General features: G+C 36.5%; 16 protein-coding genes. 7 read left to right on the top strand and 9 right to left on the bottom strand.

The features are described 5' to 3' along the window. From IPM56_00115 to IPM56_00080, 8 genes are all read right to left on the bottom strand, one after another. A complete protein-coding gene (locus tag IPM56_00115) occupies positions 1-660 on the bottom strand; it encodes a lysophospholipid acyltransferase family protein (protein QQS36396.1) in 660 nt (219 codons plus the stop codon). Continuing rightward, entirely contained in the window at positions 650-1,789 is a 1,140-nt protein-coding gene (gene lpxB, locus IPM56_00110) for a lipid-A-disaccharide synthase (protein QQS36395.1), read from the bottom strand. Before lpxB ends, IPM56_00115 begins: the two co-directional genes overlap by 11 nt. Positions 1,790-1,818: 29 nt before the next feature. Further along, positions 1,819-2,406: an isoprenylcysteine carboxylmethyltransferase family protein gene (locus tag IPM56_00105; GenBank protein ID QQS36394.1), complete on the bottom strand. Its 588-nt coding sequence runs from the start codon at positions 2,404-2,406 to the stop codon at positions 1,819-1,821. Between the two features lie 50 nt (positions 2,407-2,456). Continuing rightward, a complete protein-coding gene (locus IPM56_00100; protein ID QQS36393.1) occupies positions 2,457-3,176 on the bottom strand; it encodes an MtnX-like HAD-IB family phosphatase in 720 nt (239 codons plus the stop codon). Positions 3,177-3,210: 34 nt separating this feature from the next. Next, entirely contained in the window at positions 3,211-5,217 is a 2,007-nt protein-coding gene (locus IPM56_00095; protein ID QQS36392.1) for a T9SS type A sorting domain-containing protein, read from the bottom strand. Then, positions 5,207-8,800 (bottom strand): chromosome segregation protein SMC, encoded by a 3,594-nt coding sequence (gene smc / locus IPM56_00090; GenBank protein ID QQS36391.1) that lies wholly within the window; start codon positions 8,798-8,800, stop codon positions 5,207-5,209. Before smc ends, IPM56_00095 begins: the two co-directional genes overlap by 11 nt. A gap of 8 nt (positions 8,801-8,808) precedes the next feature. Next, positions 8,809-11,403, bottom strand: coding sequence for a hypothetical protein (locus tag IPM56_00085; GenBank protein QQS36390.1), 2,595 nt, complete (start codon positions 11,401-11,403; stop codon positions 8,809-8,811). Between the two features lie 176 nt (positions 11,404-11,579). Beyond that, positions 11,580-12,335 (bottom strand): triose-phosphate isomerase, encoded by a 756-nt coding sequence (locus IPM56_00080; GenBank protein QQS36389.1) that lies wholly within the window; start codon positions 12,333-12,335, stop codon positions 11,580-11,582. Between the two features lie 189 nt (positions 12,336-12,524). Between IPM56_00080 and queC the strand changes: the two genes are divergently transcribed. From queC to IPM56_00055, 5 genes are all read left to right on the top strand, one after another. Continuing rightward, positions 12,525-13,229, top strand: a complete 705-nt coding sequence (queC, locus tag IPM56_00075; GenBank protein ID QQS36388.1) for a 7-cyano-7-deazaguanine synthase QueC — start codon at positions 12,525-12,527, stop codon at positions 13,227-13,229. Between the two features lie 10 nt (positions 13,230-13,239). Next, positions 13,240-13,611, top strand: coding sequence for an NADPH-dependent 7-cyano-7-deazaguanine reductase QueF (queF, locus tag IPM56_00070; GenBank protein ID QQS36387.1), 372 nt, complete (start codon positions 13,240-13,242; stop codon positions 13,609-13,611). 29 nt (positions 13,612-13,640) lie between these two features. Further along, on the top strand, positions 13,641-16,214 hold the full coding sequence (locus IPM56_00065) for an HD domain-containing protein (protein QQS36386.1): 2,574 nt from the start codon (positions 13,641-13,643) through the stop codon (positions 16,212-16,214). Between the two features lie 270 nt (positions 16,215-16,484). Continuing rightward, positions 16,485-18,470, top strand: coding sequence for a DUF3857 domain-containing protein (locus tag IPM56_00060; protein ID QQS36385.1), 1,986 nt, complete (start codon positions 16,485-16,487; stop codon positions 18,468-18,470). Positions 18,471-18,503: 33 nt separating this feature from the next. After that, entirely contained in the window at positions 18,504-20,438 is a 1,935-nt protein-coding gene (locus IPM56_00055) for a DUF3857 domain-containing protein (protein QQS36384.1), read from the top strand. 46 nt (positions 20,439-20,484) lie between these two features. Here the strand turns inward: IPM56_00055 and IPM56_00050 are convergent, their stop codons facing one another. Then, entirely contained in the window at positions 20,485-22,575 is a 2,091-nt protein-coding gene (locus IPM56_00050) for a methyl-accepting chemotaxis protein (GenBank protein QQS36383.1), read from the bottom strand. A 287-nt stretch (positions 22,576-22,862) separates the two neighbouring features. Here IPM56_00050 and IPM56_00045 point away from each other — a divergent pair, with 287 nt between their 5' ends. Beyond that, positions 22,863-23,678, top strand: coding sequence for a glutamate racemase (locus IPM56_00045; GenBank protein ID QQS36382.1), 816 nt, complete (start codon positions 22,863-22,865; stop codon positions 23,676-23,678). Beyond that, positions 23,675-23,941 (top strand): hypothetical protein, encoded by a 267-nt coding sequence (locus IPM56_00040; protein ID QQS36381.1) that lies wholly within the window; start codon positions 23,675-23,677, stop codon positions 23,939-23,941. Before IPM56_00045 ends, IPM56_00040 begins: the two co-directional genes overlap by 4 nt. The last annotated feature ends 15 nt before the right edge of the window (positions 23,942-23,956 follow it).

Genomic DNA, 23,956 nt, shown 5'->3' with positions numbered 1-23,956 from the left:
TTAACTAAATATTCCTGCTTCATCCTGAAGTTTATTTAACATACTTTCACATTCATTTATTTTATCCGAAGTCTCATCATAACTAAGTGATGAACCAACATAAACCGGATCAGAATAAATCACCTTTGCTTTTGAAAAAAACTTAGGCACCTGGAATTTATCCCAGCTTTTTAATATTCTTTTCTTTTCAACCCCTACACCCATCAGCACCAAAGGGACGTTCCCTTTTTTGGCTGTTATAACCGCGCCTGCTTTAAATTTAAATTCAGGACCACGCGGACCATCAGGAGTTATGAGTAAAGGAATTTTATTTTTTACATGATCGATCATAATTCCAAGCGCAACTTCTCCGCCTTCATTGCTTGAGCCGCGTACAACTTTATAATTCCATTCCTTTAAAACCTTTGCAAGCAAGTCGCCGTCTTTACTTTTGCTTGTTAAGCCTGCAACATTTTTATTTTTGAACAGGAACCAGGGCAAAAGCATTGTTCCATGCCAGAAGGCTAGCACATAAGTTTTACCTGCTTGCTCAAGTTCATCAATTACATTTTTATTTTTTTCAGTTATTCTCAAAGAACCACAAAGAAGTTTTAATGCTGAAACTAAAATTATGTTCCCGATAAATCTTAATGTATCCTGTTTTAGCTTCTTAAAACTCATTAACAAATTTCATGATTGAAAGCGCAGCTTTACCTGATGCACCTTCGCCGCCTAATTTTTCTTTTATTCTACCAAGTCTGTTTTTTATATTTGAGTAGCGTGATTCATCTAATAATATTTTCGATGTCTCAGCATATATGATCTCAGATTTTACTTTATCCTGAATTAGTTCAGGGACAACTGAATCACTCAGAATTATGTTTGCCATTCCAATGTGTTTAAGCTTTACAAGACTTTTTCCAATCAGGTAAGTGATCATACTTGTCTTGTAAACAATAATCATCGGGAGTGACATTATTCCAGCTTCAAGTGTTGATGTACCTGATTTTATTATCCCGAACTTTGCATGCTTCATTAAATCGTATGTAAAACCTTTAGCGATTTTGAATGCGCGTTTATCAGTTAACGAATAAAGTAGTTCTTCACTAATATTTTCTGAACAGGCAACTACAACCTGCAGATTAAAATCTTCAGCTAACTTTATTGCCGCCGAGATGGTCTCAGAAAAAATTTCTTTCACTTCATTTTGCCTGCTTCCGGGAAGCAGCAATAAAATTTCTTTTCCCTTTTCGAGATTTAGTTTTTCATAAAGATCCTCTTTACTCAAAAAGTTATAAGCATTAATCCTTTCGATAAGCGGATGACCAACAAACTCAACATTCATCTTTTCACGTTTATACATATCTTCTTCAAAAGGAAAAACCACAAGCATTTTATCAACAAGCTTTTTGATCTTTTTAATTCTTCCGGCTCCCCAAGCCCAAACCTGCGGCGAGATGTAATAAATTACATTCACATTTAACGCCTTTAGTTTTTTTGCAATGCTTAAATTGAATCCGGGGTAATCAATAAGAACTACATTCCTGATATTATTTTCTTTTACAAAATTTATAAGTCCCCTCTGAACTTTTTTTATGAACGGCAGATGTTTAATCACCTCAACAAAGCCAAGGAAAGCCATATCGTGAATATGATAGAGAAGTTTCATTCCAGCGTTCTTCATCCTGTCCCCGCCGATTCCGGATATCTGAATTGAAGAATTAATTTTCTTCAATTCTTCAACAAGTGAAGCGCCGTGAAGATCACCCGAAATTTCACCTGCTATTATCATCAACTTTTTCTCTGACATTTATTCACTTAAATCAGTAAATCTTTTTGTTATAATCTTCTTAAGAACCAGATAATTAAAATTGTAACTGCAACAAACATGAATGCCTGGAAACTTCTTCGTTCGGATTTTAATCCCGCTTTAAAATTAAACGGCGGCTGTTGTACTGATCCCGATTTATATTTTGTTAAGCGTGGAATAAATCTCGGCACATTCTTAGTGTATTCTTCATAGCCATTGCTGAATGCTTTCTTCAGGTATTGTTCTTCTTCTTTGACAATGAAATGATATTGAAGATAAAAGAAAACTAATCCTGCAATCTGCAGGTAAGGAAAAATTGCAAATGACATTATTCCAAGTCCGGTGTAGATAAGAATGTTTCCGACATACAGCGGGTTTCTTACATAAGCAAACGGTCCGCTTATAATCAAAAAAGTTCCGCCGACATTACCGGTTGTTCTTGTTTCGCTACCAGCCCAGCTTACCCCCCATAGTCTAAGTCCTTCACCTGCAAGAGCGATTATGAACCCTGCAATCAGGCTCCAGATGTTGCTGTTATTATACAACAACATAACAGCCAGGAAAGGTAATGGTGTGTAACTTCTGTACTTAAAAAATTTTGCTGCAACGTTAGCCATAAATTATTTCCGCATCCATTTTACTTCTGAATAAATATATACCAGCATCATCATTCCATCATATAAGCATGTTTTCGTTTGATTACCGCCTGGTGTCTTTTCTTCAATCTCTTTTTTGAATTCAACTCTTCTAACTTTTTGACAACATCACTAAAATTTTTAAACGGGAAAAAAGTTATACGTTCCATTTCACAAAATCTTAGTAAACTGTCCTTTGCAAAAACGTAATCACAGTACTGTACTGTTTCATTATCCGATAAACCATCACCGATAAAAACCGTAAAGTCATCTTCGCTGCTGTGTTTAAGGATATGATTCCATTTACAGTTTGCAGATGAAATACTCATTTCATCTGAATAAGGAAATTCAGGGTGAAGTTTAAAGTCATGTGATATCGAAAGTTTATTCGAGAAATATCTTATGTCATTCAATCCTGCTTTTGCAAGAACTCTGTTTATGTAATAATCAAAACCGTCACTGAGTATTATCATCTCAGAATTCGTATCTGAAGAAAATTTCACCAGCTTATGAAATGTGTCATCGATTTCCATTGAATCAATAAAGTTGTTGAACTCATCAATATTTATCTGACCTGTGGTTTCGCAAAGCTGAACCCAGCATTCTTTGGCGGATATTTTTTTTGTTAGATAATCTGAAATAATTTTATCTGTCTGTTCAGCGTTTCCGAATTTCCTGAAGATCATTTCACCAACATCCTGCTTTGTAATCGTACCATCGAAGTCAACAAATATTTTAAATACTTTATTCATTAATTATCGGATCATTTAACTTTAGCTTTATTCATCATTTAGAGACAACCATTTTTTTAACTTCAACAACATCACCGGCTTTAAACCTGTAGAAATAAATTCCAGAGGGAATATCTTTTGCGACAAAAGTAATTTTGTTAGTTCCTGCAGGGAATTTTTCCTTAACAATCTCGCCGACTTTCTGAATGTTAAGATCAAAAAATTCAACCGTCACAAGCATTTCGGCAGGAAGATAAAACGATATCATTGTTGAATCGCTAAAAGGATTGGGGATATTCTGCGCAACTGTTATCTCAGAAGAGTTTTCAAAATAATTCAGCCGGATAATTTCCGAGGTTTGTGTAAAATTTTTAGAACCGCTTTGAGTAATCCTGTAATAGATGGTTCCATTTTCCAGCGGACGGTCGTAAAAAGTATACTTGTTTAAATCCTTACTTCCGGCGGATGGTATACTGCCAACAATACTCCAGTATGTACCTGATTCATCGAGCTGATTCGTTCGCTCAATATTGTAAGTTGTGCCCTGTCCTTCGTTGGCTGATTGCCATTTTATCCTTACTGAATCCCCAGATATTTCTGTACTGAAATTTGTTATTTGTGAAACAAACGTACCGCTGCTGAAAATTTTCTGAGCATAAATATTATTTAGTTTTTCTCTTTTGTCTTTAAATACAATTATCGCTCCACCGATTCTGTCGGGAAGAATTGACAAATAACTTTTCAAGGAATTTGTATAAGTCCCTGCAGCAATTCCATTTTCATCCCAGACAAATCCGCCATCGTTATTAATTTTCTGAACGTACACATTGCCATAGAGAGAGTCGATCCGTCTGTCTATCCAGGTTGTTATGATATCACCATTCTCATCACCAGTAATTCTCTGACCAAACTGATCGCCCTGCAAATTATTTACATTAATACCCGGTTTCTTCCAGAGCCCTTCGCCTTTAAAATTATACTTTTGAACAAAAATATCTTTGGAATTATTTGATTCATCTGTCCATGAAAGAAATATCTCTTCACCGGAAATGAATGCCTGTGGATTTGTCCCGCTGACTGATACCTGCAGACTGTTTTCTTTCCACAAAAGTTTTCCCGATATATTCAAAAGCTGATGTTTAATATTAGCATCACCTTTATGTAGCTGCCATAAAAGATAAACGTTGTTGCCGTCAGCTTTATAAACTGAATACTTGAGTACATTTGAATTTTGTCCGGTTACTAAAAGCGGCTTTTTGATGAAAGTCAGTTTATTAGACGCATCAATGTGCTGTGAATGAATAAGAGTTTTGTTATTGATATTTTCTGTCCAGAAAATAAAAGCACCACCTGAATCATCAGCCACTATGGACGTAAAACTTTTCCTGTTGCGGGAGTTATGAACTTTAATTCCATCGCCGGGCAAAAGTAATCTTCCATCAGCTGAAATTTTCTGGATCATAATTGAAGACTCTGACCCGGTTTCGCTTGCTTTAGAAACATATGAGATGAATGACGTGCCTTCATTGTTACATTGTACTGCATAATCGGATGCGATGGAATTAACACCGGAAACCTGCAGTCCATTCTCTCCCCAGAGCAAGTATCCTTTTATGTCCACGCGCTGAACAAAAATTTGTCCGATTGAATTTGCTGAATAGTCTTTCCAGGCAACCACCATTGTATTGCCTGACCCGGTGCTTCCAACAGGTTCTGATTTTTTAATTGAAGAAATTGTAACTGACTTTCCATCAGCCCTGAACCCAGGGTTACCGCCGTTATCTATATGAAGGAATCTTATTTCAGGAGTACCTGCAATCTTGGAATCTTCCCATAAAATAAAAAAACCTGAACCGCCGTCACTCAATGTTGAAATATTTATAGGGTCGTTAGAGTTTACCACCAACTGTGTGTTAGCCGAAGTATTATTAGCCCACTGTCCTAATGCTGCGGTACAAAAAACAAAAAAGAAAATTATTACACCCGCATATTGAACTATAAAATTAATATTTCTTTCATTCTCGATGAATGTCAAAGTTGCGTATGTATTATCAGGAAACAAAGTTCAGGTCCTCATTAAATCTTACACTAACTAACTTGGAAATACCTTCCTCCTGCATCGTAACACCGTATAAAGTACTTGCGGCTTCCATCGTTCTTTTATTATGCGTCACAACAATGAACTGAGTATCCTTACTGAAGTCTCTGATAATTCTTGTAAACCTGTCGATGTTTGCGTCATCAAGAGGCGCATCAATTTCATCAAGGATACAGAACGGACTTGGCTTAACAAGATAGATTGCAAATAACAGTGCAATAGCAGTCAAAGTTTTTTCACCGCCGGATAAGAGTTCGATTGATGTTGGTCTTTTTCCTTTTGGTTTTGCTATTATCTCAATCTTTGCCTCAAGAGGATCAGCATTTTCTTCCATCCGCAGGTCAGCTTCATCGCCGGGATTAAAAAGTCCGCGGAAAATATTTATAAAGTGCCCGCGTATTTTTTCAAATGTTTCCATAAACTGGCTCTGGGCAGTAGTATTAATTTCCTCTATTGTCCTTACAATATCTTTTTCGGACTCAACAAGATCATTGCGCTGCCCCATTAAAAAATTAAAGCGTTCCTTCTCTTCTTCAAACTCAGAATATGCTAACAGGTTAACAGCACCAAGAGACCTGACTTGTTGTTTTAACTGATGAACCTCTTCTGTCCTTTGTTTAAAATCAAATGTCTGCAGATCATCAAACTGTTTCAGTTCAACTTTAAGCGAATAATTTTCCTGAACATTCTGAAGAAGATTTTCTGTCTTAATCTCAAGTTCATTCAGCCTCATATCTGATGAATGTATTTCATCGAGTGTTTGTTCTCTCTGCTTCCTCAATGATGTTGAGTGAGATTCAGTTTCAGAAATGGTATTTCTTACGGCAGTATATTCCTGTGAAATATTTTTTTCTTCATCATTCAGAACAGACTTAAGAGATTCAAGCTCTGATAATTTTTTTTGTTCTTCGGAAAGAACCGAGGCAAGCAAAGTTAATTCTTCATTTGAAGCCGAGATATCATCAGTCCTTTTTTGAATTGAACGGCTTGTCGCTTCAATTGATTCCTCAGCGTGCTTAACAGAATTGTTAATGTTCTTTAATTCACCGGATAATCTTTCCAGCAATAAACTAATTTTGTTTCTTTCTTCGATTGCGGAATTGAACGAGGCTTCACTTAACCCGAAATCTTTTTCTAGATCGTTCAGTTTTGTATCAATTGATAATTTTATCTGCTCAAGATTATCAAGTTCGGACTTAAGTTTATTCTTTTGGTTATCAAGAGAATTTGATTCCGCCGCAAGCTCATTTATTTCACGTCGTGCTTTTTCAATTTCATCCGATGCACGGTCCTTTTCAAAACCGAACTGTGATATTTGCTTTTCAAGATTAGCAATATCGTTAACAAGCAGTCTGCCTTTTTCTGAAAGCACTTTCAGATCAATACTATCAATCTTTTCTTCTGTCTCTTTAATTTCATCTCTCAACTTCCCAAGTATTTTTTCTTTAGCGGGAAATTCATTTTTAAGATTTTCAAGTAATTGCTTTCTTCCGAACAATGAATCATCAGGCTTTGGTTCCGAGCCGGCTTCAACAATTCCGGATTTATCAAGGTAATCACCATTCAATGTGGTGATAGTAAATGAAGGATATGACCTGTGAAGATTTAACGCCGTCTCCAGTGTATCGACAATAGCAATGCCGCTTAGCATACTATCGAAAAATGGTTTCCACTTTACATCAGTCTGAATACAATCTTTTGCCCATGCTTTGAACCCGGTTTCACCTGAAAGTTTTTTTGCTTTTCTTGATTCAAAGTAATCACTGAGACGCTGTAAAATATTTTTCTTGTTTTGAATGTCCGGATCAAGTATCAGAAACGACGCTTTGCCGACTTTATTTCTCTTTAACTGCTGAATGCCTTTTCTCAACTCTTCAACAGACTCAACCAGAAGATTATTAAGATTATTTTTAAGTGCAGCCTCAACAGCGAAACGTAGTTCATCAGAAGCATTACCGGCATGTGCAACCAGGGTTTTATCACTTTTTGACCAGCCGTTATTTTCAAGCAGGTATTTTGCACCCTTTGATATGCCTTCAAGATTATCAATAAGATTTTGCACAAAACTTATTTTCTCTTTGAGCGCATTTATCAGACTTTTTTCTTCAAGCTCTTTTTCTTTAAGTGGTGTTAGAGCTTTTTCCAGTTCTTCTTTTTCCTGCTGCTTTCTTGTGTAAAGAAGTTCCGTTTCAGCAAGACGTTTTTCTGTTTCTGATTTTTCATTAGAGAGGTCTTCAATAAACCCGACTGTCTTTGCGATGTTACCTGTCAAAGAAGATATTTTCTCATTCAGTTTTTGAATTGAGTTATTCCTGCTTTGAAGAGTAGATTCAATATTGGAAAGGTCATTTGATTTGTTTGCAATCTCTTTAAACTTTTCAAGCTGATCTTCTGTGATGTTCTTGAGTGAGGATCTTTTTTCGTCGAGTTCAACTTTTAATGATTCGACATTCAGATTCAGTTCCTCTTTTTCTTTTTCAGCTTGCCCGATCTTATTCCTGACCGAATTCATTTCCGAATCAGAATTATTTATTAAAAGTCTGGAGCTTTCAAGATTTATCTTAAGTTCTTCAATTTCTTTTCTGAATCGTTCAATATTTTTTTCTAAAGATCTGTTCCGTTCTTCTGATAAGGATATCTGGTTCTGGGAGTTGTAAATTTTTTCTGTCTGCAGGTTCAGCTCGGTTTGCTTTTCCTTAAGCTTTGATTCAAGCGCTAACAGGTTTGATTTTACTTCTTTTATTTCATCATCCAGCCTTGAAAGTTCTGATTCCAGCGAAAGCTTTGTTTTAAAATTCTCTTCCTTGCGTGTCTTTGCTTCTGACTTCTGAAAATTGAACAAAGCCAGTTCACGTTCGGCAAGATCAAGTTCAAGCTCTCTTAATGTTGATGAAATCTTATTGTACCTGTCCGCTTTTTTTGCCTGACGTTCAAGTGAGTTAACTTTCTTTTCAACTTCGGACACAATATCATTAACTCTTGTAAGATCGGCTTTCACTTCATCGAGTTTTCTTAACGCGAGTCGTCTGCGAAGTTTGTATTTATTGATTCCCGCAGCTTCTTCAAACATTATTCTGCGTTCTTCCGCTTTACTGCTAAGAATCGTCTCAACCATTTTCAATTCAATGACTGAGTACGCGTTAGCGCCTATTCCTGTATCAAGGAAAAGGTTGGTTATATCTTTAAGCCTGCAGATATTTTTATTAAGCAGGTATTCGCTTTCGCCTGAACGGAATATTCTTCTTGTTATTGTTACGTCTGTGTATTCGGTGGGAAGTATACCTTTTGTATTTTCAATTGTTAGCGATACTTCAGCCATGCCCATTGGTTTGCGGCTGGAGGTTCCGTTGAAAATTACGTTTTCCATTTTATCGCTTCGCAAAGCACCGCTTCGTTGTTCACCAAGGCACCATCTTATAGCATCAACGATATTAGTCTTTCCGCATCCGTTAGGACCTACGATGGATGTTACTCCTTCGTTAAAATTGACGGTCGTTTTTTGTGCGAACGACTTGAAACCTAATATTTCTAATTTAGATAAATACAATCGTCTGACTAATGAATAATATTATATTGATCGAACACAAAGCCGAGGTATTGAATTACGGAGTTATTAATTTCATAGTACACAACTACAAAACCTGCTATCAGCAGTACAGCTATGGCACTATAGAAATAAACACTGCCGGGGTTGACATCGAATATAACGTAGATACCTTTAATAAGCCTGTAGAAAATCCAAATGGTAAAAAGAATAAGTGCGACATAGATGTAAATGTTTGCAACTTCAGCGCTAAGTAATCGATACAAAACTATGCCTACAGGAATGAGCAGCACTAAAGGAAGGTATGACCACGCAACTGTGAAGAATACACTTGAAAGGTAAACACGGTTCCTTACAAAAAATGAAGCCAGCTTGATAACAACAGTTAATAAAATTAATGCGGCTCCGGAAACCAGGGTCAGCCACAATAAAGCAGAAACAGGATTCCATGCCAGGTATCCGAAAGTTTTAATTAATCCCGGTGAGCCAAATGCAAGAAGTATCTTTTCTATCATTATGCTGTCTTTAAAATAAAACAGCAGGTTAGTCAGCAGTAACCCGGAAACAGAAGAAACTATCAGCGCGAGAAAAACTGAATGGTATCCGCTGATAATCCTTTGATCCCTTACATCAGCATAAAAATTATATGGTCTTAATAATGCACGTGATGCATCTTCACGGAACTTTCTTCCAGAGTTTACCATTATTCCAATCGCGAGTGCAAGTACCAACCCGAAAATATTCAACACCATTGGTGCATCGTCTTTTTTTGTACCTATCGGAATAGTCACTTTTTCAGAATTATGCAGCCGGTTTGAAATCACTTTATAAGAAATCCTGTCGGTTCTTCTGTCTTCACCTAGTATTCCAATATTATAAATTGATTCTTTATTATAACCTGAAGTGAGACTTGAATAATCACCCCTGTAATCAAACATTGTATTCAGGAAATAACCGGGCAGCTGCATTGATTCACAGTACTGAAGCAGTTCATCAAAATATTTTGCCTGCGCTTCGTAGGAATGTTCATTAAGATAACCGTCACTGTTGCCTGCATAAACAGGATATGTTGCCTCGCTGATAAATATTTTACCTGAACCAAATTCATCGATCAATGTCTGAATCTTATTTGTAAACTCAGAAGGCTGATGGTTATAAAATTCCAAACCGTACAGATCACAATTATCGACCGGTTTAATAACATAATTTGCAAACGAAGCATACGTCAGCTTGCCGGTAGTCTTTTTTATATGCGATATCAATTGGTTAAGAACGGTTTGATGTGTTCCCAATTCTGACAGATACCCTCCGCCGGCACCTATTGCTGCTACGGATGAGTAATCTTTGTAAACTTTAAGAAAGTTGGTAAGATAGTTTTTTGTCCGTTCAACAAAATTGTTATCCTCTGCAAGCGCTCCGGGCATTCCGTTCATGGGAAGTTCTATAAACGCAAGCAAGCCGTAACGTTCACAAAGTGTAAGGTAGTATGGATGAGGAACAGATTTAGCAAACCTGATTACATTAAATCCTGTCTGCTTAATTATCCTGATGTCTTTCTCCATTTTTTCAAAAGAAGTAAGATTGCCGTAATCATAAAAAGCAGGGATGTACGTTATTCCGTCCAGACTAAATTTCTGACCATTAAATGTAAGTGAATCTTTTCCCGAAACAAGAGAATAGAATGAAATCCGACGTAATGTTTTATCAACGAGAATATCATCACGTACAATTTCTATTTGAAGCATATAATACTGGGGTGAAGCCGGGCTCCATAAAACGGGGGACTTTAATTCATAACTCCCGTTAAAATTTTTTTCTTTATTAGGAAGAAGTGAAAATTTTTCATCCTGTAAAATGTTTGTGGTATTTCCATCAGGAGAGATAAGTTTTATCCTGTAAGCAAAATCGGTTGTGGTTTGAGTTGAATCAAAAATATTTTTGAAATCCTTATTCTCAATCCTTGTATAAAAGTTTAACCTGGCTGTATTTTTAGAATCATCCAGGTTATATCTACAGGAAAAATCGGCGACAGAAACATTTGGTGTAAGATGGATATATATATCTTTAATAATTCCGCCGAAGTTCTGAGGGAATAAAAATCTTTGCTTTAATGGAATTGTATTTTTTGAATCAAGTTTATAAAAAACTTTTACTGAAAGGATATTATCTTTCTCAGAGGTTAAAACATCTTTTGGAAGATCCAGATGAAACGGATATTCACCCCCGGTGTGCCTGTAAATAATAATGTTGTTAACGGAAATGTCTGCGGAATAATTAATCCCCATAAAAAAGAGTTTAAGTTTATTCCTGTTTATCAAATTTTGTGAAAGAGAAAAATTCCTGGTAAAAATAAGTTCAGCATCACCTTTAAATATTGAAGGGATGTTAACAGAAACTGACTGAGCATCTTCTTCATTTGGTGAAACCTTCCATTTACCATTTAATGAGATCAGGTTTCTCTTTTCATTTATATCAAAAAATACTGAATCACTTAAATTTATCTGGTACTTAGGGGGTTCGTTAAAGATGACCTGAGCAAAAGAAGATGTATTACAAAGAAATAATGTAAGTATGATTAAAAAAAACTTGATTCTGGGGCATCCCATCCGGCGCTTTTGTCCTAATTTCTGTAAAATAAACTGTCAAATATACGACAGAAACGAGGGGAAATCAATTGAGAAGACCGGATATAATTATCAGTTAAGCTCTTTTATTGCTTAAATTTAGAAGGATTTTAAACTATCCTCCCGGATGAATCCCGGGAGGACTAAAAAATAATATTTTAAATTGATCTTATTATTGAAATGAATGAATCTGCTTTTAAGCAAGCACCGCCCACCAATGCACCATCAATATCCGGTTGTCTGAGCAATTCTGCAGCATTCTCTGGTTTTACCGATCCGCCGTATTGAATTACAATTTTAGAAGCCTCATCAGACGAATACAGTTCAGATATTAAGCTCCGTATAAAAGCATGAACTTCCTGCGCCTGCTCGGGTGTTGCTGTTTTACCTGTACCAATTGCCCAAACAGGTTCATAAGCAATGACTAATTTTGATAGTTCAATGGACGAAACATTTTTTAAACCTTCTGTCACCTGACGTTTAATAACATCAAATGTAATCCCGCTTTCCCTTTCAGAAAGAGTTTCACCAATACAGAAAATAGGATTCAACCCACTGTTTAATGCTTTAATGACTTTCTTATTTATTAACTGATCATTCTCGCCAAATATTGTTCTTCTTTCTGAGTGACCAAGAATAACATATTCACATCCCGTACTTTTTAACATTGATGCGGAAACTTCTCCGGTAAAAGCGCCGTTGTCTTCAAAATACATATTCTGTGCACCAAGTTTAACGGATGAATTTTTAACAAGATTTCCGGCTTCACTTAATGATGTGTAAGGCGGACAAATGACTACTTCACATTTTAACGTTAACCCGCTTAAACCACTTATGAGCTTTGTAATCAGGTTTTGTGATTCGGTAATATCATTGAACATTTTCCAGTTACCGGCAATAATTTTATTTCGCATTGAATCCTCTTTCCTTTAAAAATAATTCTTTGCAAACTTAATAAAGATTAAAAGTGCAAGCAAAAGGTGTTAGTCTTTGCAACTCGTTGTTAGTTTTGGAGGATTAAGTCACTCTGCTGTTAATTAATATGACGATAATCAGGATACCTGTTAAATGAAAACCCTTTTTAGTATTTTTGAATTCAATTAATGAAAACTGAAAAATCAAATATCGCTGTAATAGCCTTAAGCGGGGGGATGGATAGCTGTGTAACAGCAGCAATCGCTGCAATGGAGTATGAACTTGCATTTGCTCATATTAATTACGGTCAAAGAACTGAAAAACGGGAATTGAAATCTTTCAACGATATTTCGGATCATTATAAAGTAAAACACAGATTAGTGATCGATTATACACATTTATCAAAAATCGGCGGATCATCGTTAACAGATAAAAGCATTGATGTAACAAAGGCTGATCTGAACAACAAAGAAATCCCTTCTTCTTATGTGCCATTTAGAAATGCAAATATTTTATCAGCATGTGTCAGTTGGGCTGAAGTGCTTAATGCAAGAGCTGTATTTATCGGCGCTGTGTTTGAAGATTCATCCGGTTACCCTGACTGCCGACCGGAGTTTTTCTCAGCTTATGAAAAAATAATCGACCTTGGAACAAAACCTGAAACAAAAATAAATATCATCACCCCGATAATAAATTTTTCAAAAGCACAAATAGTAAACAAAGGAATTGAACTTGATGCACCGCTTCATTTAACCTGGAGCTGTTATCAGAATGAAGACGAAGCATGCGGGGTATGCGACAGCTGTGCATTACGTTTACGCGGGTTTCAGCAGGTTGGGTTTGAAGACCCGATAAAGTATTTAGAAAGACCGGTTTATTCATTCAACAATTAATTATTTCATTATGACCAACAAACATAAACTACTCGAAGTATTTGATAACAAATACCCAAACAGGGATTATCACATAACACACATTGCGCCTGAGTTTACGTCCTTATGTCCGAAGACTGGGCAGCCGGATTTTGCTACTTTAACTCTTACATACATTCCAGATAAACTTTGTGTTGAACTTAAATCACTAAAGATTTATCTAAACGCTTACAGGAACGATGGGATTTTTTATGAGAGCGTTACTAATATGATCCTTGATGATCTTGTAAAAGCGACAAAGCCAAGGTATATGCTGCTTACTGCTGAGTTTAATGTTCGTGGCGGAATTTCATCGATAGTGGAAGTGGAATACAAGAAAAATATAACCAGCAGACTCAAATAACTTTTAATAAGTAAGTCAATCATAAAAACATGTTTGAAGCATCGGCAAAAATAAAATCAGAATTTGTTGAGAAGAAAGAAAAACTCTTTTCAGAGAATTATGTTCAAAAGAATGCCCTGGCTTTCAGCATAAAGTATAGTTTACTGGTTGAAGAATTTATAAGAAAACTTTGCGGCAAAGAGAAATTTAATTTTACACTTGCTTCTGCAGGTAGTTTCAGCAGAAGAGAACTTTCTCCTTATTCGGATATTGATCTGATGTTCATAACAGAATCGGTGGAGGAAAACTCTGAACAGATTTCGAAACTTGTAACTTTGTTCTGGGATAACGGTCTTGAAGCATCACATACCGTCCGCGAGTTTAATGACATTGAACGATATATTAATTCCGACCTTCACACATTCACACAGTTTTTTGAAACGCGGTATTTGCTTGGTTCATCTGTCATTTATGAAAAATGGAATAAACATATCTTTTCCGTACTCAATGATGAAACCACACCTAAACTGCTTCGTGATTTAATTGATGATATGTCAGACAGATGGGACAAGTACGGCGATTCACCAAAAGTTCTTGAACCAAATCTTAAGCTGTCAGCAGGCGGATTAAGGGACCTGCAGTCCATTGAGTGGATGTTTATGCTTAAGCATAATATTCTTTTAAATAAACAGATTGAAAAAACGCAGGCGGAAATTTTTATAGATGAAATAAAACATTTCGATTATACTACACCTAATGAATGCCGCAGACTGATTGATAGTTACAACCTTCTTATTTCAGTTAGAAATTTATTGCACATAATTTCTGAACAGAAAAACGACAGATTTGAATTTTTACATCAGCAAAAAATTGCGAGTATGTTCTACCAGGGCGATTACGCACTTCAGCAGTTTATGCGTGAATATTTCAGAGCAACGAATGTGATCAACCGGTTTGCGAAAGCACTCATTAAAAAATTCAACGAGTCAATTTCCTATACTTTACCGGATTCATTCTCAATCGACCTTGATGACAGTTATTCAATAAAAGGTAAAACAATATCATCTGTTAAGAATGAAGGACTGACTTTTTCAGATATTCTGAGAGCCTGCTACTACCGCGGTTTGCACGGCGCGCACTTCGATGAAAAGCTTCGTTCACTCATAGTGGAAAAAATTGAAAATGATGAAGAGGCTGATGCTGACGATCCGGGTTCATCAGTTTTTTTCAGGGAGATACTTAAACTCCCAAAGAATGTGGGACAAACACTTTCCATAATGAATGAACTTGGGATACTAGCTGCTTTCCTTCCTGAGTTTAAGGACCTTGTCGGTTTTCTTCAACACGGTGTTTACCATTGTTATACGGCTGATGAACATACGCTTATCACAATTAAGAATGTTGAAAAACTTGAAAAAGAAAATTCATCTCTCGGTAAAATTTTTACTGCACTTAAAGAGAAGGAAATACTTTATCTTGCATTAATTTTTCATGATATTGCAAAACCTGTTGATATATCAGGTCATGAAATTATAGGCGCTGAAATGGCTGCAACAGTAATGTACCGGCTGGGCTACAGTGAAGAAGAAATTGACATGGTAACTTTCCTTGTCCGTAACCATCTGCTGATGGAGCAAATAGCATTCAGAAGAAATCTTAATGATCCGGAAACTCTTAATAATTTTACATCAAAATTTACTTCGGTACGTGAACTTGATCTGCTGTATCTTGTAACCTTCGCCGACCTCTCGGCTGTAAATCCGGCAGTATGGACTTCATGGAAAAGTGATTTGCTCGCAGAGCTTTACCGAAAAGCCAAAGCAATGCTTGAAGAACAGATGAGCGGTGAGGAACTCCTCATTTCATCCACTTACATTGCGCACAAAGAAATAAGCAAGCATTCAAAAAATATTTCCGAATCGCACGTGCAGGAACATTTTGATTCGATCAATGATATTGCCTATGCCAGCCAGTTCAGTGAAAAAGAAATTGCGCGGCATATAGAAGAGATTCGCAAAGGGAATATTATCTCAGTGTTGTTTAACGAACTGAATGATTTTACAAACATCACTGTTATAACAAAAGATTTTCCATCACTGCTTTCACGTTTGTGCGGAGTATTATCTATAAATGATGCGAACATTCATGACGCAAAGATCTTTACTCGTAAAGACGGGATAGTAATCGATACATTTAATGTAACGGAATTCCGCACACACAAAATGATTGACAAAGACAGGTATGCAAGAATTGAACAGGACTTTGAATCCGTTGTAACAGGTATGCTTCAGCTTAACCAGGAATTTACCAAGATGAAATCACGCTGGTGGCGTATTGAAAGTAAGTTCTTCAAAAGAACAGGCAAAGTGAAAATTGTTTTTGAGAAACATGAAAAGTACACTATCATTGATGTGTTTTCTCCCGACCGCCTTGGTTTCCTTTACCAGGTTACAAACAAAATGAACGAACTGGGACTGATTATCTACTTTGCTAAGATTTCTACCAAAGGTGATGATATTGTCGATTCATTTTATGTGCTTGACCGTAAAGGGAAAAAAATCTCGCCTAACGATTACCAGTTTATTATAGCTGAACTAACCGAGACTATTTCGCAAATGCTTTAACAGTTTCAAGTCCGGAAATCGCGACTTCTTTTCAGTCTCATCGGATTGTTTTAAAAAAATCTTGCCTTCATTGCTGGTATCAATTAAATTGGGTTTAGAACTTTAATAAAATACAGGGAAGATAAATGGATTCGGGCTTGCGTGGGTTTTCAGTTATTACTGTTATGAAAAATTGTGTTTATGATTTGAACCAGAGACCGTGTAGGGTACTTAAAAATATTTTTCCCAATAAATTAAATCATTCATTCCACTAATAAAGTTGGGGCAGTTATGTTCAAGCTTACATTAATTTCAATTTTGACAGTACTTTGTTTTTACACCAATCTTTATTCACAGGAATCACCGATCGAATGGGGTGAAATACCTGAAGCAGATCTTAAAATGACTTCGTATGCTGCTGATTCAAATGCTTCAGGATTAATTTTGTGTGATTTTGGCGAAAGTGTTTTTGACAATGATCTTAATATAAATTTTACAAGACACCTTCGCATAAAAATTTTTAATCCTTCAGGTTATGATCTTGCCACGCATTCTTTCATTCTGCAAACCTATGACAAACAGGAGTATTTAGATGACCTGGAGGCAATTACTTATTCGTTAAATGCTGATAATGACATTGTAGAAAACGAACTTGAGGATGATGATATTTTTGAAGAAGAAATTGATGACAGCAGAACCAGGTACCGTTTTACAATGCCTGGCTTGACTCCCGGCTGTGTTGTCGATATTAAATATACAATCATCACCAGAAATTTTGCTTTGATACGTGACTGGATTTTTCAATATGAGGAACCGGTTTTATGGAGCGAGTATAAAATTCGTTATCCTGTCAATATTGCATACACGGCGGTAACAAGCGGATACGAACTTTGGGAAATTAATGATAGGACTGAAACAACACAGATCTTTAGCGGCAGTGCAAAAACTTATCTTGGATCCAATTTCACAAACTGTTACGCCTTACGCTGGGTTATTAAAAATGCGCCTGCTATACGTGAAGAGGAATATGTTTCTGCACCGGTTGATTATGCAAATAAGGTAAGCATTCAACTCTCCGGATATTCTTTCCCCGGGTATGGATACAAGCAGGTGCTCCAAAACTGGAAAACATTGGTGAATGATCTTGTTGAATCAAAATACTTTGGTCAGATGATCAATTCTACATCTGCCATAGAGGAAATTGCAAAATCAGTTACTGCTTCTTCTTCAACTCAGTTAGAAAAGATGGAAGCAATTTATAACTGGATTATTAAGTCAATCGTCCGGACCGGTGGAAACAGATTTAGTGCTGATAACAGCCCGGATGAGATTCTTGAAACTAAAAAAGGAACAAATGCTGAAATCAGTTTCCTGATGATATCGATGTTAAGGAGTTTAGGAATAACTGCTGATCCAATAGTATTAAGCACGAGAGCCAATGGAAAACTTCAGGATTTATATCCTATAATATCACAATTCAATTATACAATGATCAAAGCCATCGCTGATGGGAAAACATACTATTTAGACGCAACAGACCCTAACAGACCTATGCATGTGCTGCCGTCAAAAGTACTTGGTGTAAAAGCATTAATCGTAAAAAAGGATGCTGTAGAATGGGTCAACCTGCCGGCGAATAAAATCAGCAGTGATAAAATAGTCGTCAACATACAGCTTAATACGGATGGATCAATTACAACTGATATTGAAAATTCATTTGGTGAATATTCCGGCTTATCAATCCGTAATAACTTATCGGACAAATCAGAAACTGATATAATTAAAGAACAATTTGAACTGGAAAAAACCGGTCTGCAGATTGATTCCGTTAACATTTCGAACAAGGATAGTATTAATTCTCCTTTGATGTTAAAAGCTTATCTCAATGGTCAGAGTTATTCCCAGACTGCGGGAGACATGATATATTTAAATCCCGTTGTTGCGTACAGAATGACTGATAATCCATTCAAATTTTCAAAACGAAAATTTCCGGTTGATTTTAACTATTTAAGCAGCAGGACTATTGTCACCAACGTTACATTACCTGAGGGATATGAATTAAAGGATAAACCCGAAAATAAATCTGTTAAAGTTGGCAATGCCCTGGTTTATACAAGGCAGGTAAATGCCGAAGGCAGCCTTATTCAGATAATTACAAAGTTTGAAATAAAAGAGATGCAGGTGAAACCACAATACTATGAGCAGGTAAAATCTTTGTTTACAAATATGGTTTCAACACAGGCGGAATTACTGGCAATAGGTTTGAAAACGAATTAATGTTAATGCAATATTCCAACGAAGGTCTTTAGTATGAAAAACTTAAAACTTACAACACTGATACTCTGCCTTATGATACAGGTGATCACTTTCGGGATATTAATTGCCTCATCTGAAAATGAATATGATGTAAGAAAAATCCCTGCATCACTGAGAGACAATGCGGATGCTGTAATCAGAAAACAATCATCAACCTTCGAAATATTTGACGAACGCAGAACAGTTTATAAAATGGTATTTGCAGTTACTATTTTCAAAAAAGAAAAACAGGATTATGGTGATTTGAGTATTCCCTATGATAAGTTTGTTACAATATCCGATCTGGAAGGGATAATTTATGATGCTGAAGGTGAAGAGGTTAAAGAACTGAATGATGATGATATAATGGACTATAGTTCAATATCAGGATATTCTTTGTACGAAGATGCAAGAACAAAATCTGCTGAAATCTATTATGACAAATTCCCTTATACAATAGAATATAAATATGAACTTCGGTATGACAATTATATAAGTTGGCCGGGATGGTATTCAAGATCCACTACGGATCCGATTGAATATTCTTCTTTTGAAGTTATAACTCCACATGATTACGACTTAAGGTTTTGGCAAAACAGGATTGAGGACAAACCTGAAATTAAACTTAACGGTATTTATAAATCTTATTTATGGAAAGCTGTAAACTTACCAAAGCTTCCTCACGATGCTGTTGATGAAGAGATTGAAGATATAGCATCTATTGTTAAAATTGCTCCTTATTCATTTGAGATAGAAGATTCAAAAGGAAGTATGGTTAGCTGGGAAGAATTCGGAATATGGTTTTTTCAATTAACATTAGGCAAAGACAATCTTCCTGAATCATCTGCCAATGAAATAAAAAAGCTGACCGAAGGTTTAACCAGCACAAAGAGTAAGGTGGACGCTGTTTATAAATATATGCAGGGTAAAACCAGGTACGTTAGTGTTCAGCTTGGTATTGGCGGATGGCAGCCTTTTGACGCAGCTTATGTTGATACAAAAGGGTATGGTGATTGTAAAGCTCTAACTAATTATATGGTGACATTATTAAAACAAGCGGGAATTAAATCATATCCTGTTTTAATTAAATCTGGTCATTACCGGCACCCTATGATAACTGAGTTTCCCAGTAACCAGTTTAATCATGTTATTGTTGTAGTACCAATGGAAACAGATACTATGTGGCTTGAATGTACAAGCCAGACATTGCCGCCTGGAGATATTGGGTGGAGTAGTGAAAACAGGCATGCTTTGATGATATCGCCTGAAGGTGGTAAGGTAATAAAAACTCCGGCAAGCAGTTCGAAAAAAAATTTAATGTCTAAAAATCTTCTCGTCAATATAAGCCCCAAAGGATTGGCTGAAGTAAAAGGTAATATCATCTGGGAAGGAAATCAGTTCCACTATGTGAATCCTGTTTACCGGGAGTATTCACCAAAGGATAAGGAATCATGGATAAAAAATCTTTCCAACGTTCCTGATGTCAATCTGAATAATTTTGAGTTTAATCCGTTAAAAGAAAATGAAAGTTCAATTGAACTGAGTCTTGATTTATCTTTTCCCAAATATGCTTCCGGATCCGGGAATAGAATCTTTTTTCATCCTAACCTGATGGAAAGAAAAATTTCTGCGCCAAAAGCAGTGCAGGAAAGATTGTCCCCTGTACGTATCAGGTTTCCATATCTGGACATTGATTCAATAATCTATACTTTGCCGGAAGGATATCAGGTTGAGGCTTTTCCTAAAGAGATGATATTGAAATCCGCGTTCGGTGAATTTTCTTCGAAGACTGAACAACTGGATAGCGACAGGATATTATTTATCCGTTCACTTGAGATAAAAGAAAATACTATTCCCGCTGAGAACTATAAGGAATATCAAAGCTTTTTTACAGATGTAGTTAAAGCTGATAAATCCCAGGTCGTACTTGTGAAGAAACCTGCAAAATAGATTAGATTATATAGTAAGACACTGATCTAAAATCTTTACAGGTTTATTACCTCATCAGTTTCCCGTTTGATCGGACATAGTAACCGGAATCTTTGGAATTTAAATCCACACTAAATTTATTTACAACGTTCTGTAATCTTTCAGTAAGCTTGCTAAGATCACCTGCAGTAGCAGCTATTTGCTGAACACCATTAGCTGATTCATGTGTAACGGTACTTATTGCTTCGGTATTTTTGCTGATCTGTTCTGCTGTTACTGATTGCTGGTTACTTGCTGCTGCAACCTGTTCAACAATTTCAACCAGTTCATTAATACCTTTAATTATACCCTGCATTGAATCACCCGCTTTACCGGCAAGTGTTTTTCCTTTATCAACTTCAGATGTACCCGCATCCATTGAAGCTACGGCATCATTTGTATCTTTTTGAATCTGCTTGATCATCAGGGCTATTTCTTTTGTTGCTTTAGTTGTACGCTCAGCAAGTTTCCTTACTTCATCAGCAACCACGGCAAAACCTCTCCCCTGCTCACCTGCACGCGCTGCTTCAATCGCTGCATTAAGTGCAAGCAAATTAGTTTGATCTGCTATATCATCTATTACCTGAATAATTTCACCGATTTGATTACTGCTTTTGCCCAATTCTTTTACAGTGCCTGCAGCTTTACTCACAACTTCTGAAATCCTGTTTATTCCGTCGACTGTTTCATTGATAACCAGTCTTCCGGATTCAGCAATATCTCTGCTTGATTTTGCATTGACCGCAGCTTTAGATGCGTTGCGAGATGTTTCCAAAATTGTCGCAGTCATTTCTTCAACAGCCCCGGCAATTTCCGCTGCCTGCGTTGATTGTTCCTGTGAACCGGCAGCCATTTCTTCTGTGCTGGAAGAAATCTGCACACTCGCGCTGGCTGTTGCCTGGACAGATTCTACAACATCACTTATTAGTGCGCCCAGAGAATTACCTAATTGATTAATACTGTTTTTAATAATCTGGTGATCGCCATTGTATTCACCTTTCACTCTTGCTTTAAGATCACCTGCAGCCATTTTTTCAAGTACAGCAGAACCCTCTTTCACAGGTTTAATCATCTCATCAAGAGTGTTATTAATACCTTTTATGATTTCTGAATAGCCTCCCGAAAACTTAACTTCATTCCCGCGCGTATCAAGTCGCCCGTCAATTGCTGCTTTTGTAAGACTTTCAGTTTCTTTCTTTACATCACGAAGAGTTTCAAGAATTTTATTTAATGCCGGTGTTATTTCGTCGGCATCATCAAGTTTTTTAATTTCGGTTGAAAAATCTCCGGCTGAAACTTTATACATTGTTTCGGTAAATGAATGAAGGATTTCGCCGAATGAATTCATCGATTCCGCAAGTACACCAATTTCATTTTTATTACTGTAGTCTATCCGGCTCCTGATATATCCTTTCTTCAGGTCTTTCATCATATTCACAGCCTGTGTCAAAGGTTTGCTTATGGAATTTGAAATGCTTATTGCGGAAGTCACTGAAAGCAGTAAAGCAATAATTGTAATGATTATCATTAACATTTTTGCTGAAGAATAGTTCTCCTGACTCTCATCATACTCAGCAGCAAGAATGCCTTCTATAATTTCTGTAAGCTTATCAATAACATCACGTGCTTTTTCAAACGACTCTGCTGATTCATTAAATGAAATACTGATTGCTTTTTCCCGGTTCTCGGGTACGCCGCTGCTCAACAGTGATATAATTTTTTGAGAATGCTTTATCCATTCTTCCCTGTCGGTTTCATGCTCTTTAAGTAAAGCTTCATCTATACCCTCAAGTTCAATATCCTTAAACTTCTGCCATCTGTCTTTTGCCTGCATGGTATTTTCTTCATTATCGGCAATCAGCTCATCAAACTTTGCAGTTCCGGATTGTGTAAACATTAATGTACGCTGCGCCACAAGAGCCTGCTGCAGGTCTCTGTCTATTTGCAATAACAAATCAAGCTTGGGCAGAAATTTTTGATCAAATTCACTAAGATGTTCATTCCCCGATGAAGCATTACGCAGCCCGGCACCAGCAACAAATACAACAAATAACATAACGACAATAAAAGCGTATAAAAGCTTTTGTCTAACGGGTAAGTTCTTAATCCAGGATCTCATAGTTTTGTCCGATTATTTTTTCATACATATTATATAAATTTTACAGCGGTAAGAAATTGCAGTTAAAACCGCTTTAAAAAGTGCAGAGTATTAATAGACATATAAATGCCTGTATTCTTCAGCATATTATCGAACAAAAGTTTTAATAATTAACATTATGAAAGGCAGGTATGACACTTTTATTCGGGAATATTTTTAAACCTGTTAATAATTCAGTTTTCAGTGTCATTTAGCTATTTTGCCAAAGCTTAAAAACTTTATTATGAAAGGTTTTCCGATTGAACTTCATGGAAAAAGAAAAACCCATAGGTGTATTTGATTCAGGTATAGGAGGTTTGACCGTTGTTAAACGTATAGCATCATCGTTGCCGGAAGAAAACGTAGTTTACTTTGGTGATACTGCCCGAGTGCCTTACGGTTCAAAATCAAATTCAACTGTAATAGAATACTCACTTCAGGATGCTCAATTTTTAATTAATAAAAATGTTAAAGCAATTGTTGTTGCATGCAATACAGCCTCCTCAATAGCTCTTAATGAATTAAGAAATCATTTTGATGTGCCGGTAATCGGTATGATTGAACCCGGTGCTCAACTCGCAGTGAGGGAAAGTAAAAATGGCAGAATCGGAGTGATTGGTACACGAGCAACAATTTCCAATGAGGCTTATTCGAATCAGATAAAAAAAATAAATCCCGGTCTAACAGTCATTGAAAAAGCCTGCCCATTGTTTGTTCCACTAGCAGAGGAAGGGTGGATAGATCATCAGGCAACGTATGAAATTGCTGAGGAATATTTGAAAGAGCTGCGTGAGTTTGGGATTGATACATTGGTACTTGGCTGTACACATTACCCCATACTTGCTGGTGTTATTCAAAAAGTCATTGGTGAAAAAGTAACTTTGATTGATTCGGGAGTAGCAGCAGCAGAAGTGATCAAGGAGGAACTTGACAGAACCGATCTGCATACTAACAAATTTGCTATGGGTAATTACGATTTTTACGTAAGCGATATCCCCACAAAATTCCGCGAAGTTGCTGAATTATTTCTTGGCAAACCCGTGAATGACGTTCACAAAGTAGAACTGGAGGCATTGATAGATTGAAAGATTATTTAGCACAGGATCTCGAATACTTCCTTGGAAGATTAAAGCAGGATATTGATCTGATTTCAGCAAAGAAAAAAGAAGAGGAATGGAAACGTGACCATTACAGGTATGCGTTCATACTTTCATCCCAAAGAATATTAAACACACTTAACACATCACTCTCAAAAACACCGCCGGCAGGTTTACAGGAACCGACCAGAAAAGAATTAATTGTATTACGCGATATGATAAACGAAATGCTGGGTGAGAAACCTGTTTAAAACTCCGTGGTTCTC

The organism is Ignavibacteriales bacterium (assembly GCA_016700155.1).
Lineage (GTDB): Bacteria > Bacteroidota > Ignavibacteria > Ignavibacteriales > Ignavibacteriaceae.
The sequence above is the reverse complement of the archived record's forward strand: the minus strand, read 5'-3'. Positions and strand labels throughout refer to the sequence as shown.